This window comes from Sedimentibacter sp. MB35-C1, from assembly GCF_030913635.1.
Taxonomy (GTDB): domain Bacteria; phylum Bacillota; class Clostridia; order Tissierellales; family Sedimentibacteraceae; genus Sedimentibacter.
On the sequence record NZ_CP133188.1, the window covers coordinates 979,456 to 994,287 of the forward strand.

Here is a 14,832-nt window from a genome sequence, read left to right on the forward strand (position 1 = left end):
GATGTGACCCCAATAAGTTAGACTTTGTAGCGTAGTAGTTTTGTGAACTGCTACGCTATTTTTTATGCAGCCGAAAGGCTAAGTCTGTATTCTACAGGACTCATCCATCCAAGCTTCTCTTTAATCCTTTTTTCGTTGTAATACTTAATATATTTTTCTATCGAATTTTTAAGTTCTTCATAACTGTAGTAAACCATACCATAATACATTTCCTGTTTCATAATTCCAAAGAAGTTTTCCATAGGAGAATTATCAATGCAGTTTCCTTTACGCGACATACTCTGAAATATTCTGTTTGATTCAAGTACACGACTATATGCTTTCATCTGATATGCCCAACCTCTATCAGAATGGAATGTTCTCCTGTATTTACAATCTGAGGTAATCTCTATTGCCTCATTTAAGGCTTGCATTACATTTTGGCCTGATGGTCTTAGAGAAATGCTATGACTTAGGATTTCTCTATTGCATAAATCCATAAATGGATCCAGGTAGAGCTTTTTGATCCACCTCATAATATTTGAATTCCGACGTATCAGTTGTAATCTTCTGGTGAGGAATATTTGTATCAAAACGTCTATTAATTCTGTTAGGTGAAATCTTACCAACATTCCCTTTGTATGAGCTGTACTTACGACTTTTGCGAGTGAAAGCAGTCACCTGAATATTTAGCTTTTGCACAATACGCTGAACCTTCTTCTTGTTGATGAGCAGTCCTTACTTTCTTAAATCGCCATGAATCCGGCGATAGCCAAAATCCTTATGTTCCTTACGTATATCTAAAATTTTCTGTTCTATCTCCTGATCTGGATTCTCCATTTCAAAGCGCTTTTGCCAATACATATATGTTGATTTTGGGAAACCTGTAACTGCGAGAACATCTTTTAATTTGAAGGATCCTCGGAGGCTGTGGATGATTCTCGCTTTTTGTTCTGAGGTGTTCCCTCTAAACGCAGCCTCCTCAATTCTTTTAAATATGCATTCTCAATTCGTAGTTTAAGATTTTCATCTTCAAGTTGTTTAAGATACTCCGTTTCTACATTTATTTTTTTACTCTTATCAAGATTAATATCTTTTGGTTTATCCACTTTTGGTCGCCGCCCCTTCTGTTTAGGTTTCAAGGCATCAGGTCCAGCAATACGATAATCATTAACCCATTTGCTTATTAATGGTGGATTATTAATTCCAACCGAAAGCGCTAAATCCTGATAAGAAACCTCTGTAGTTAGATACAACTCTACCACATGAAGCTTAAATTCGAAAGAGTAAGTTTGATTTTTTCGTTTTCTCATTAAGCCATCAGAGCCAAATTCATTGTATGCAGAAACCCATTTTTGTAAGTCCCTCGTAGAAGAGATATTATATTCTTTAGATAGAAAAGCGAATCCGCCCTTTCCAGCTAAATATTCTTGCACAACTTTCATCTTAAATTCATAACTATATTTTGCCATTCAAAAACCGACCTCCCATCAGTTAGATTTTTAGGTCTAACTTTTGGGGGTCGGTTCATAGTTCGAATGCTTTTTTATATCTCCTGTTCCTGAACATCTCTCAAGCTGAAATCCGAAGCTTCCTCCTTATCACTCAGCATGATGGTAGAACTCATATGTTCTTTTTCTTTCATATTTCTGAAGGCGTTTGTAAGCATAAGTTTAATTCTGTTTATTTGGTTAACTTCACTTATTCCGGCATCATAGTCAATTGGAACAATGTTGGACATAGGATATGCACCTTTTAGTTTCTTAATCATGCCTTTGCCCGTTATGTGATTCGGAAGGCAGGCAAACGGCTGTAAACATAATATATTATTCACACCCGAGTCTAAAAGCTCAATCATTTCTCCTGTTAGAAACCATCCTTCCCCGGACTGATTTGCTAACGAAAGAAAATTTCTTGCTTTTTGAGCAAGTTCTGCGATGTTTGAAGGAGGAGTAAATCTTTTTGATTTCTTGAATGCACTAACGCTTGCAGTCTTGTACAGATCAATTGCCTTAACTGCTGCGCTACTAAAAAATCTTGTTTTTTTAGTGCCTAAAAGCAGTTCGTCATACTTTATAACTCCATTAAGTGAACTGTATGAGAAAAAGTCCAGCAAATCTGGAACAACAACTTCCGCTCCTTCTTCCTCAAGAAGAGAAAATACGTCGTTATTTGCGTTTGGATGGAACTTAACAAGTATTTCTCCTACTATTCCGACTTTAGGTTTTCTTATGCTTTCATCAAGTGCAATGGTGTCAAAGTCATGAACGATGTCTTTTATCAGGCGATTGAATTGGAGATAGCTTCCTGATTCAATAACCTTGTGACATTTTGCAACCCATGTGCTGTATAGTTTATTAACAGAGCCCTTTATCTTTTCATAGGGCCTTGTTCTGTAAGTTGCCCGCATCAACGTATCGCCTATTACCAAACCCATTATCAGCCTGTTAATAAACGGTACTGTTATTTTAAATCCGGGTTGTTTTTCCAAACCAATCATATTGAACGATATGACGGGTATATTACTATAGCCTAAGTCTTTCAATGCTTTTCTGATAAATCCGATATAATTGGTTGCACGGCAGCCTCCACCTGTCTGAGAAATCATAAGTGCTACACTACTAAGGTCATATTTTCCAGATTCTAGTGCATTGATAAGCTGGCCGATTACAATTATTGACGGATAGCATGCATCATTGTTAACTACTTTGAGCCCAACATCCACAGCATGCTTATCTACTGCGGGCAGAACAACTGCATTGTAGCCTGACACTTTTGCAGCAGTTTCTATAAACTGAAAATGTATGGGTGACATTTGCGGAATCAGCAGTGTGTGCGTTTTTTTCATTTCCTTAGTGAACAGAGGATTTTGATCACCTTCTTCTGTTCTTATATGCGTAACACCGTTTTTATCTCTTTCTTCCATTGAGGCGATAAGCGAACGGATACGGATTCTTACAGCTCCCAAATTTGTTATTTCATCTATTTTTATTACGGTATAAATTTTATTGTTTCTCTGCAATATTTCGCTTACCTGATCGGTTGTTACAGCATCCAGACCGCAGCCGAAAGAATTGAGCTGTATAAGCTCCAAATTATCGGTGTTGGCAACGCAGGTTGCTGCAGCGTATAGTCTAGTGTGGTATGCCCACTGGTCAATGACTCTCAACGGCCTTTCGATTGGGTATTTGTTGTTGAGAGAGTCTTCTGAAAGAACAACAAGACCGTATCCTTCTATCATTTCAGGAATGCCGTGATTAATTTCGGGATCAACATGGTATGGCCTGCCGGCAAGGACTATACCCTTCTTATTATTTTCCTTGATGTATTTAACAGCCTTTGCTCCTTCATTTCTAACATCTTGTTTATAAGCGAAAAGTTCTAAATAAGCTTTATGAACTGCATTTTTAATTTCATCAAATGATATGTTTTCTGATATTCCCAGTTCTTTGTAAAGTTTATTAATAAGGAGTTCCTTTTCGTTTAAGTTCAGGAAAGGCTTGTAAAATTTAATATTATTCAGATCAATGTTTGCCTCTATAGATTCGGGATAGGAGACTACAACCGGACAGTTATAGTGATTTCCCGCATTTGCATCTTCCTTTATATTATAAGAAATACAAGGATAGAAAATTTTTGGAATTTTCTTGTTTATTAAATCAACAATGTGTCCGTGGGTGATTTTACCCGGATAGCAAACAGACTCTGATGGAATTGTTCCCATACCAAGTTCATATATCCTCTTGCTGGATACTCCTGACAGAACAACTCTGTATCCAAGTTCTGTGAAAAATGTAAACCAGAAAGGATAATCTTCGTACATATTTAGTACTCGTGGTATGCCTATTAATCCTCTTTTGGCCTCTTCAATTGAAAGTGGTTTATAATTGAACACTCTTTTGTACTTATATTTGTATAAATTGGGGAGAGGTTCTTTTTTTTCAGTATGAGTGTATTTTTCAGCTCCTCTTTCGCAGCGGTTACCCGATACAAAATATCTTCCGTCGGAAAATTTATTAATTGTCAGTAGGCAGTTGTTTGTGCATTGCCCACAACGGTTCATAGTAGTGTTGAATGAGAATTTTTCTAAATTTTCTTCTTTTACAAATGTGCTGATTTTGGAACTGTCGTAGTTACTTCTTGCTATAAGAGCTGCACCGAAAGCTCCCATAACTCCTGCAATGTCAGGTCTTACGACGTTTCTTCCAGTTATTAGTTCAAATGCCCTCAAAACAGCATTGTTGTAGAAAGTACCTCCCTGTACAACTACTTTTTCGCCTATTGAATCTAGGGATTTTAGCCTTATAACCTTGAATAGTGCATTTTTTATAACTGAATATGATATGCCTGCTGAAATATCGCTTAAAGTTGCACCTTCTCTTTGAGCTTGCTTAACTTTGGAGTTCATAAAAACAGTACATCTGGTTCCTAAATCAACCGGGTGCTCGGACATAATTGCTGCTTCTGCGAAGTCTTGTACGCTCATATCAAGTGAATTTGCAAAAGTTTCAATAAATGAGCCACAGCCTGAGGAGCATGCTTCATTTAGCATTATAGAATCAATAACTCCATTTTTTATAATCATGCTCTTCATGTCCTGTCCGCCGATGTCAATTATGAAGTCGACTCCGTTTAAAAAGAAATCGGCTGCTTTATAGTGAGCAACAGTTTCAATTTCTCCAGTATCAACGCTTAAGGCGGCTTTTATTAAATGCTCACCATAGCCTGTTACGGCTGTGAATGCAATTTTTATGTCCTTATGCATTTTGCTGTAAAGCTCTTTTACAGCTTTTACAGCTGTGTTCAATGGATTTCCTTCGTTGCTGGTATAATATGAATATAGAATTTCGCCGTCCTCTGTTATAAGCACTAGCTTTGTTGTTGTAGATCCTGCATCTATTCCCAAGAAAGCCGGACCGTTGTACTCGTCTATATTTTTTTGTTTTGCCTTATGGTGATTGTGTCTAATTAAAAATTCATTATATTGATCTTTTGTTTCAAACAATGGATTCAAATCTTTCTTGCGGTACTCAATATTAGTTTTTTCCATTGTTTTCTCAATCTTTTTATAAAAATCATTAAAGTTTATTTCAGTGTTATCTTCTGACATTAAGGCTGCACCCATAGCAACGTAATAGTTTGCGTCTTTTGGGCATGTGGAATTTTCACTGCTTAAGTTTAGTGTCTGCTTAAATCTTTCTCTAAGTTCAGAAAGGAAGTATAATGGGCCTCCTAAAAATGCTACATTTCCTTTTATTGGTCTTCCCTGAGCAAGGCCGCTGATCGTTTGATTAACCACCGCCTGGAAAATTGAAGCTGCAATGTCTTCTTGTCTTGCACCTTCATTTAAAAGGGGTTGAATGTCAGATTTTGCGAATACTCCGCATCTGGAGGCAATCGGATAGATAGTGCTGTGTTTTTTGGACAATTCATTTAAGCCAGATGCATCAGTCTTCATTAAGACGGCCATTTGGTCGATGAATGCACCTGTGCCCCCTGCACATGAACCGTTCATGCGCTGTTCAAGATTTCCCGACAGATATGTTATTTTAGCGTCCTCTCCGCCCAGTTCTATAACCACGTCAGTTTGTGGGATATATTCTTCTATGGCACGTGTGGATGCCGCAACTTCTTGAACAAAAGTAATACCTAGAGATTTAGACACATCAATAGCACCGGAGCCTGTGGTACTTATTTTAATTAAGCTGTCCTTCAGTTGTTCTGATGCATTTTTAATAATCTCGGTGACAGTGTTTCTAATATCGGAATGATGTCTTTTATATTGTTTGTGTATTAGATTACCTTCATTGTCTATTACAGCTATTTTTACTGTCGTAGACCCTATATCAAGCCCTACAAAGTAATTTTTCATCGTGTCCTCCAAAGCCATTTGGCTTTAATATTCTATTACTGTATAGAATAAACTATTACAAAAATAAGATTATCGACTTGTCCGAGGGAAAAGCCGAATAACAGTGCAATATGCCTTGAGATGTAGCATATGTTGGCACATCCAGGCAGCTATATTTAATTTTATCGCTTTTAGTGCGTGTAATCTGTCTTATGTCCCTCATACATATATAAATTAAACTAAATTCTTGTTAAATATATTATATCATTTTAAATCTTAAAATCAACTTAAATAAATTAGTTGAGAAATATTTTCGTTGCAAAAATTATGCCTACATTTGCAAAAAGTAGTTATTTGTCAAATGTTTATTCCATAGATTATGAATTTAATCAAAAATTTGGAAAAGGCGTTGATTTTATTATTATATAAAGTTATTATATAGATAATATTAAGAAGGATGGTGGTTTTGTGAAATTAACTTATCTGGGGCATTCAGCGGTTATTTTGGAAGAAGGTGCATTTAAGGGCATTATTGATCCTTTTATAACAGGAAATGGGCTGGTTAAAACAAAAATAAGCGAGTTGCCAGATATAACACATATTTTTGTAACACACGGACATTCGGATCATATAGGGGATACGGTAGAGATTGCAGAACGTACCGATGCATTGATTATAGCAAACCATGAAATATCAACATATTTCAATAAATTTAATTTGCGAACCCATTCAATGCATATAGGAGGCAGAAAAAAGTTTGATTTTGGAACGGTAAAAATGATAAATGCTCTTCATGGTTCGGGTATTTTAGAAAATGGAAATATGGTTTGTGGAGGGAATCCATGCGGATTTATAATAGAAGTTAACGGAAATAAGGTTTATCACGCTGGAGATACCGGACTTACTCTTGATATGAAACTTTTGGAAGATGAACACATAGATGTCGCATTTATTCCCATAGGAGGAAATTATACAATGGATATTGATGACGCTGTAAAAGCATCAGATTTTATCAAGGCTAAAAAAGTTGTTCCTATTCATTACAATACATTTGATGTAATTAATGCAGATCCGAAGAAATATAAAAATATAGTGAAATCTTCAGAGGTTGTTATATTGGATATTAATGAAAGCGTGGATATATAAAGAAATTATTTTATATAAATAATTGAATAGTAAAAATGCATATGATATAATCGATGAGCAATGTGAAATGCAAGGGGAGGTCTTACTATAAAATGTTTGCTTTAGTGTTAATACTAAATGACATATCAAAGCTTGATGATATACATGAAGCGTTTTACAGAGAAGAAATAGGTGCTACTACAATAGACAGTCAAGGAATGGGAAAAGTGCTGTTAGACCACAATATCAACATACCTATGCTTGACAGTGTAAAAAAGCAGATAGATGGAAGAAAGCCATATAGTAAAATAGTTTTTAGTATCATTAGAGATAAGGAAAAGCTTGACAGAGTAGCTGCCAAAATTAATGAAGAAATGGAACGCTTCGAAGAACCAGGCATAGGATTTATGTTTGTAATGCCTGTAATCGAAGTTTATGGTTCAAAATCTGATGATATAAAGTAAGTGCGAAGTATGATTGATTGACAATCATACTTTTTTATGCATAAATTAAGATTTACATTTGACGAAATATGTCATTTTAATATTGACAATAATTATTGTAAATATTATAATAATTATAGATGCAATGATAATGATTATCAATATCGTAAAGTAGGAGGAAATAAGGCTGTGACATTAGATAGCATAAAACCTGGTCAAGGTGGTATTATTTCAACAATTGGCGGGCAAGGAATGCTCAGAAGAAGGCTTTTGGACATGGGGCTGACTCCTAACACAAAAGTTATGGTAAGAAAAGTAGCTCCTATGGGAGATCCTATTGAACTTTCGTTGAGAAGCTATGTGCTTACAATAAGAAAAGAAGAGGCTTCAAAGATTGAACTAAAAGAGGTATTTGACATATGAGATATGTATTTGCCTTGGCGGGAAATCAGAATTCCGGAAAAACAACTCTTTATAACGCTTTAACAGGAAGCAATCAGCATGTGGGTAATTTTCCCGGGGTAACTATCGAAAAAAAAGAAGGGCAAATTAGAAAGCACAAGGAAGCTTCACTCATTGATTTACCTGGAATATATTCGTTATCTCCATATACAATGGAAGAAGTTGTTACCAGGGATTTCATTTTAAATGAACATCCCGATTTAATATTAAACATAGTTGATGCGACAAATATAGAAAGAAATTTATATTTAACACTTCAGCTGATGGAACTTTCGATTCCAATGGTAATTGCCTTGAATATGATGGACGAAGTGAGGGCAAGCGGAAATTCAATTGATGTAAATTTGTTGTCAGAGCATTTGGGAATTCCGATTGTACCTATTTCTGCAAGTAAGAATGAAGGAATTTCAGAGCTCCTTGATGTTGCAATGAAGACGGCTCAAGAAAAAAGAACGCCGAAAAAGCTTGATTTCTGCACAGGAGAAGTTCATAAGGCAATTCATGCAGTATCGCATTTAATTGAGGATAAAGCAAAAAATTCCGGATATCCGGTACGCTTTGCTGCAACAAAACTTGTCGAGGGAGATGAACCGACATATAAAGCACTTAATATTACAGAAAACCAAAAACATATAATAGACCATTTGATTGATGATATGCAGAAGGCTCTGGGGACTGACAGAGAAGCTGCGCTGGCAGATATGAGATATGGGTATATAGAGCAGGTATGCAGTGAAACAGTAATAAAAAAACAGGAAACCAAGGAACAAATAAGATCAGAAAAAATCGATAGAGTTTTAACTCATAAGTATTTTGGTATCCCTATATTTTTCGGTATTATGTTTTTTATATTTTGGATTACTTTCGGGGCTATTGGAGCTCCGCTTCAGGGATATTTAGAGGAAATTATAGGACTGTTTACTGAGCTGACTTCTAATGCAATGAGTGCATACGGAGTGAGCGACTGGCTGTACTCGTTAGTTATAGACGGGATATTTGCAGGCGTTGGAAGTGTGTTGTCATTCTTGCCGTTAATTGTAATTTTGTTTTTATTTCTCTCGCTTCTGGAGGACAGTGGATACATGGCAAGAGTCGCTTTTTTAATGGATAAGCTGTTAAGAAAAATAGGCTTGTCAGGGCGTTCTTTTGTACCTATGCTGATTGGCTTCGGGTGCAGCGTTCCGGCTATAATGGCTACAAGGACTTTATCCAGCGAAAGAGATAGAAAGATGACTATTGTGTTAACCCCTTTCATGTCGTGTAGTGCTAAACTTCCGATTTACGGAATGATAACTGTGGCGTTTTTTCCGGAAAATGCTGCTCTTGTAATGATTGCTCTTTATATTATGGGTATCGCTGTGGCGGTAGTATCAGGGTTATTGCTAAAGAGTACGATATTTAAGGGTGAACCTGTGCCTTTTGTTATGGAACTGCCTGCATATAGAATTCCTTCAAGGAAAAGCGTGTTGCTGCATATGTGGGAAAAGGGAAAAGATTTTGTTCAAAGGGCATTTACTGTGATTTTTTTGGGAACAATGATTATATGGTTTTTGCAGAGCTTTGATTGGGCATTCAATATGGTTGAAGACAGTTCCTACAGCATGCTTGCAACAATTGGGTCTGTTGTAGCTCCGATATTTATACCGCTTGGATTTAATGATTGGAGAGCATCTACGGCGCTTATTACAGGACTGACGGCTAAGGAAGCGGTGGTTAGTACTCTTACCGTTTTAACGGGGGCAGTTACGGATGTTGATCTTTCTGCAGCATTAAGCACAATATTTACGCCGTTGAGTTCTTTTGCATTCTTGACATTTACGTTGCTTTACATGCCATGCGTGGCGGCTTTTGCTGCTACAAAAAAAGAATTGGGCTCAATCAGGTATGCATTGCTTACAGCTGTATATCAAACACTTACTGCATTTATTGCAGGAATGATTGTTTATCAAGTTGGTAGTCTGTTTATATAGGAGGTTTCTATGAATTGGGCTGATATTATAATAATATCTATAATTGTGACAATAGTTGCAGTAGTGGTATTGTTTATGAGGAAACAAAAAAAGAATGGTTCCGGATGCTGTTCAGGATGTTCGGGATGCAGCAAGTCTGGCAGCTGTTCTTCATTTAAAAAATAATTGTGTAACTGTCTCGTATGAGGCAGTTTTTTTATAGGCGTGAAATATTACGAATATTGTTGGATAAGTTACGATAACACATGCAAATCTATTGAATAATATAAATATATATTATTTGCGAGGTGAAGACATGGATAATAACTTAAATAGCCAAAGGTTCATGAATTGGGGCATGGATACGGTAACTGACAGGAGCAGGAATATGAGGAGAAATGTCATGACTGCTGAAAATGCTCTAATTGAAAGTATAAACTGGGATAATAGAACAGGCTTTGTAACAATTTCCTATGGAGTTATGGGCGATTTTTGTATGGTTCATATGCAGGTTGTAACATTAGTGGTGGGAAGCGATACAGTTATAAGAGATCAGTTCGGTCAACATTTATCATTTAGAGATGTAAAAGAAGGTATGACTGTTGATGCTGTATTCTCTTCCGCAATGACAAGAAGTATTCCTCCGCAGTCAAGAGCGTACAGCATAACAGTTATTGAAAACATTGACAGCAATACAACAGAGGGGAATGTCGCTTTTGTTGACATGGCAAACAATTTTTTATATACCGGAAATCCTAACGACATAAATACACAAATGAGGTTTGTTGTTACAGATTCAACTATAATTCGAGACAGGAGAGGGAGGAGAATACGGTTAAGAGACGTAAGGCCGGGAGATTTTGTAAGGGTGGAGCATGCGAATTTCCAGACTGCCAGCATACCGCCTCAGACTACGGCGTTTGAAATACAGGTATTGTAAAAAAGTAAATATAAAGTAAAAAAGCGACAATAAAAGCGGGAACAGCCATATGGTTGTTCCCGCTTTTATATTAATTATTAGTTAAATAAACAGATTTACGTTTGACTCTTCCGCATCGCCCAGGTAAGTTCCAACACCTGCGTATTCAATACCGTCGATCAGCTCTTCCTTAGTAATGCCCATCACATCCATTGACATTGTGCATGCTATCATTTTTACCCCGTTATTCATAGCTTTCTTTATTAAATCCTCAAGAGAATCAATGTTTTTATCCTTCATTACCTTTCTCATCATGGCGGTTCCCATTCCGCCCATGTTCATCTTGGAGAGTTTCAGTTTAGTAGTTCCTTGGGGCATCATTTTTCCGAACATTGCATCAATAAACGGCTTTTTGACGCCTTGCTTTTCTGTTTTTCTTAAAACATTTAATCCCCAGAATGTGAAAAACATCGTCACAGGTCTTCCCATTGCTGCTGCACCATTGGCTATTACAAAGGATGCTAAAACTTTATCCATGTCACCGCTGAATACAATTATTGTTTTCCCGTCATTTGAAGGAACCTGGACAGAAGTTTTTGCTATTGAAATATCATTTTTTTTTTCTGAAAGTCCCTTTTGAAGAAATACTATGTTGTTCTTGCCTTCTTTTTTAACCTTTAACAAAGTATTTCCGGTTCTTCTGCACCAAGCTTCTACATCTTTGGCAAAGCCTGAATCGGTAGCGGAAACCTGAATTATTTCTCCGTCGTTTATCTTATTGATGGTTTCATATACCTTCATAATTGGTCCGGGGCATTGGAGTCCGCTGCAGTCAACTTGTATGGATGCTTTTATTTCTGCATCAGCCTCTTTTTTTGTGTACGAACTATTTTCAATATTTTTTTCTGGAGAAATTGAATTGCCGCCGTTCAGCTTGTTAAAATAATCATAATAAACAGCCTTGTAGAAGTTTGTTCCTGCAGGATAAACAAGCACATTTTTATATCCGTTTTCCATTAAAACTCTTGCGGCATTGTAAGAGCGAACTCCCACGGCGCAGAATATTAGTATGTTATCATCTTTATTTACCTCTGAAAGCCTGCTTCTCAGCTGTCCAAGCGGTATATGCACCGCTCCGGGTATCTCAAATACCATGAGCTCCATATCTTCACGTATATCAAGAATGGTAAATTTGCTTGGTTTTGAAGGATCTAGTTCGCTCCATTTTGAGAGCTTAATCTTGCCTTGAATTATATTTTCCGCAACAAAGCCCAGCATGTTTACAGGATCCTTTGCTGATGAATATGGAGGCGCATATGCTAGTTCCAACTCTTTCAAATCGTAGATGCTTCCGCCCATACGTATTGCAGTTGCCAAAGTATCGATTCGTTTATCTGCTCCGTCTTCACCCACAATCTGTCCTCCGAATATTTTTTTGCCGTCGGTTGAAAATATGAGTTTTAATATCAGTTCGGATGATTCAGGATAGTATCCAGCATGGGACTTTTGAGAAATTGTTGCAGTGTAGTAATCCCTGCCTTCCTCCATTCCCATTCTTTTCAGTGTTTTTTCATTTGCACCGGTTGATGCAACAGTTAAATCAAAAACCTTTGCGACAGAAGTTCCCATAGTGCCTTTATATTCTTCTTCTGCTCCGTATATATTATTTGCACAGATTCTTCCCTGTTTGTTTGCGGGGCCTGCCAGTGCAATCATAGCTCTGCCTTTATTTATGAACTCTTCTACTTCAATTACATCTCCCAGAGCATATATGTTAGGGTCGGATGTTTTTAGATATTTGTCAACAACGATTCCTCCGCGCTGGTTAAGTTCCAATCCTGCATCTTTGGCAAGTTTGCTGTTTGGTCTGACGCCTATTGACAGCAATACCATGTCAGCAGTCAGTGTCCTGCCGCTGGCAAGAGTAATTGTTACTGTTCCGTCTTCGCTGCTGAATTTTGATACTCCGTCTCCTAAAATAAGGTTAATACCGTTAGAAACCATGTTGTTTTGAACAAGTTGAGCCATTTCATAATCAACTGGTGCCATAACTTGATCCATTGCTTCGGCAACAGTTACATTAATGCCGGCGTGATGGAGATTTTCAGCGACTTCAAGTCCAATGAACCCTCCACCTATAACTACAGCATTTTTAGGTTTTTTTTCACCAATAAATTTTTTGATTTTGTCTGTGTCTGGAACAGTCCAAAGAGTGTATATACCAGGTGAATTAATGCCTTCTATCGGCGGTTTTAATGGTGTCGAGCCGGTAGAAATAACAAGTGTATCATAGGATTCGCTATAAGTTTCTCCTGTTTTTGTTTTTTTAACTTCAACTGTTTTGTTTTCTCGGTCAATTTTGATTACTTCAGAGTCAACTCTTACGTCGACATTATATTTTTTTGACATTGCTTCAGGAGTTTGCAAAAGAAGCGATTCTCGTTCTTTAATAACATTGCCTATATGATATGGAAGCCCGCAGTTGGCGTACGAAATATATGAACCTCTTTCAAACATTATAATTTCTGATGTTTCATCGAGTCTTCTAAGCCTTGCAGCGGTACTTGCTCCTCCTGCCACACCACCTATAATTAAAATTTTCTTACTCATAAGATCCTCCACTAATCTTCTATAATTTGTACTATTAAAGTTTTGACTTGATCATCTTTTATTTTATAAATAATTTCTGTGCCGCTTCTTTCTGCCGAAAGAATACCTGCGGATTTCAGTTTTGCTAAATGTTGTGAAACCGTAGGTTGAGGGACATCCAAGCAACACTGTATATCAGTTACGTTGCTCTGTTCTTCCTTTATAAGCATGGCCAGAATACAAAGTCTTACAGGGTGTGCCAGCGTTTTAAAAAGCTCAGCTCTTTCTGCAAGAACCTTTTTTGTTTGTTCCTTATTGTTAAAATCTAACATAAGCACCTCACTAATATTAGTATATTATAATATTAGCATATTTGAATATAATGTCAAGAAAAATATGAAAATAAATAAACAATTTTTTTGAAATAGATATTTATTAACATTAATAAATATGATAAAATGAGCTAAATAAGGGGTTGCGAATGTTAAAAGATTGTTAAAAAAAGTTTATCGAGAGGGCGATATGGATACTATAAATACAATTGAAGAGATGAATTTAATTATAAATAAACAAGAAATGTTGTTGGCGTATTTTGGAAATCATGCATGCGGAGTGTGTGAAGCTATGGCACCGAAGGTTGAAAACCTTTTGGGAAGATATCCCAAGGTCAGGGCGGTAAGAGTTGAGACAGGAGATGCACCCGAGCTTTCAGCGAAATACAATGTATTTGCAGTACCTGTGATTATTTTGTTTGTGCAGGGAAAAGAAACCGTGAGAGAGGCGAGAATTATCAGTTTGGAAAATCTTGAACGTCGCATTTCAAGATATTATGGAATGTTGTATGGTTAAGCTGTTATTTTAACGATGTTAACCTCTGATTTGTTTTTCGTGTTTTGGTTTGATTCAGATGCCAATGATAATGTAGTATATTGTGTAATAATAGTTTGGTATAAACCGTTATACATTGAGAAAAAATAAAATTTGAGTATAATAAATAACATAAAGATAAAATCTAAGGAGCTGATGAAATGAAGGAAGTATACTTAGCAGGCGGGTGTTTTTGGGGAATGCAGGCGTATTTTGATCTCAGAAATGGAATTGAGAAAACTGTAGTTGGGTATGCAAATGGAAACACCGAAAATCCCACATATCAGCAGGTATGCGCTAATACAACAGGGTTTGCCGAAACCTTATATATAAAGTATGATGAAAATGAAATGCCGCTGAATAAGTTGCTGGATGAGTTTTGGAAAGCTATTGATCCGACTTTACTGAACAGACAGGGCGGAGATACAGGAACGCAGTACAGAACAGGAATATACTATGTGGATGGTGAAGATTTGAAAATTATTAATAAGTCTTTAGAAAAAGAAGCGTTAAAATACAGCAAACCAATTGTAACAGAAGTCCTTCCTCTTAAAAATTTCTATGAGGCTGAAGAATATCACCAGAAATACCTTGAAAAAAATCCAGGTGGCTACTGTCATATTGATTTAGGCTTGTAGAGGGTAATTC

General features: G+C 36.7%; 11 protein-coding genes and 1 pseudogene. 8 read left to right on the forward strand and 4 right to left on the reverse strand.

Features of this window, described 5'->3' with window-relative positions:
- Positions 1-62: 62 nt before the first annotated feature.
- Both RBQ61_RS04555 and RBQ61_RS04560 read right to left on the reverse strand, forming a co-directional pair.
- Positions 63-1,451: pseudogene (locus tag RBQ61_RS04555) on the reverse strand (IS3 family transposase).
- Between the two features lie 74 nt (positions 1,452-1,525).
- Positions 1,526-5,851, reverse strand: a complete 4,326-nt coding sequence (locus RBQ61_RS04560) for a 2-hydroxyacyl-CoA dehydratase (protein ID WP_308139331.1) — start codon at positions 5,849-5,851, stop codon at positions 1,526-1,528.
- Between the two features lie 447 nt (positions 5,852-6,298).
- Here RBQ61_RS04560 and RBQ61_RS04565 point away from each other — a divergent pair, with 447 nt between their 5' ends.
- The 6 genes from RBQ61_RS04565 (at position 6,299) to RBQ61_RS04590 (ending at position 10,749) form a co-directional block, all read left to right on the forward strand.
- Positions 6,299-6,976, forward strand: coding sequence for a metal-dependent hydrolase (locus RBQ61_RS04565; RefSeq protein ID WP_308139332.1), 678 nt, complete (start codon positions 6,299-6,301; stop codon positions 6,974-6,976).
- A gap of 92 nt (positions 6,977-7,068) precedes the next feature.
- The gene (locus RBQ61_RS04570) at positions 7,069-7,419 is read left to right on the forward strand and encodes a hypothetical protein (RefSeq protein ID WP_308139333.1); all 351 of its coding nucleotides are present in this window, start codon (positions 7,069-7,071) and stop codon (positions 7,417-7,419) included.
- 168 nt (positions 7,420-7,587) lie between these two features.
- Positions 7,588-7,821, forward strand: a complete 234-nt coding sequence (locus RBQ61_RS04575) for a FeoA family protein (protein WP_308139334.1) — start codon at positions 7,588-7,590, stop codon at positions 7,819-7,821.
- Entirely contained in the window at positions 7,818-9,830 is a 2,013-nt protein-coding gene (gene feoB / locus RBQ61_RS04580) for a ferrous iron transport protein B (protein WP_308139335.1), read from the forward strand. The genes RBQ61_RS04575 and feoB overlap by 4 nt, the downstream gene beginning before the upstream one ends.
- 9 nt (positions 9,831-9,839) lie before the next feature.
- Positions 9,840-9,995, forward strand: coding sequence for a FeoB-associated Cys-rich membrane protein (locus tag RBQ61_RS04585; RefSeq protein ID WP_308139336.1), 156 nt, complete (start codon positions 9,840-9,842; stop codon positions 9,993-9,995).
- A 130-nt stretch (positions 9,996-10,125) separates the two neighbouring features.
- A complete protein-coding gene (locus RBQ61_RS04590) occupies positions 10,126-10,749 on the forward strand; it encodes a hypothetical protein (protein WP_308139337.1) in 624 nt (207 codons plus the stop codon).
- 81 nt (positions 10,750-10,830) lie between these two features.
- Here RBQ61_RS04590 and RBQ61_RS04595 read toward each other — a convergent pair whose 3' ends face one another.
- Together RBQ61_RS04595 and RBQ61_RS04600 are read right to left on the reverse strand one after the other, a co-directional pair.
- On the reverse strand, positions 10,831-13,338 hold the full coding sequence (locus RBQ61_RS04595; RefSeq protein WP_308139338.1) for an FAD-dependent oxidoreductase: 2,508 nt from the start codon (positions 13,336-13,338) through the stop codon (positions 10,831-10,833).
- 11 nt (positions 13,339-13,349) lie between these two features.
- Entirely contained in the window at positions 13,350-13,649 is a 300-nt protein-coding gene (locus tag RBQ61_RS04600) for a helix-turn-helix transcriptional regulator (protein WP_308139339.1), read from the reverse strand.
- A 190-nt stretch (positions 13,650-13,839) separates the two neighbouring features.
- Here RBQ61_RS04600 and RBQ61_RS04605 point away from each other — a divergent pair, with 190 nt between their 5' ends.
- Both RBQ61_RS04605 and msrA read left to right on the forward strand, forming a co-directional pair.
- Entirely contained in the window at positions 13,840-14,166 is a 327-nt protein-coding gene (locus RBQ61_RS04605; RefSeq protein ID WP_308139340.1) for a co-chaperone YbbN, read from the forward strand.
- A 179-nt stretch (positions 14,167-14,345) separates the two neighbouring features.
- A complete protein-coding gene (gene msrA / locus RBQ61_RS04610) occupies positions 14,346-14,822 on the forward strand; it encodes a peptide-methionine (S)-S-oxide reductase MsrA (RefSeq protein WP_308139341.1) in 477 nt (158 codons plus the stop codon).
- The last annotated feature ends 10 nt before the right edge of the window (positions 14,823-14,832 follow it).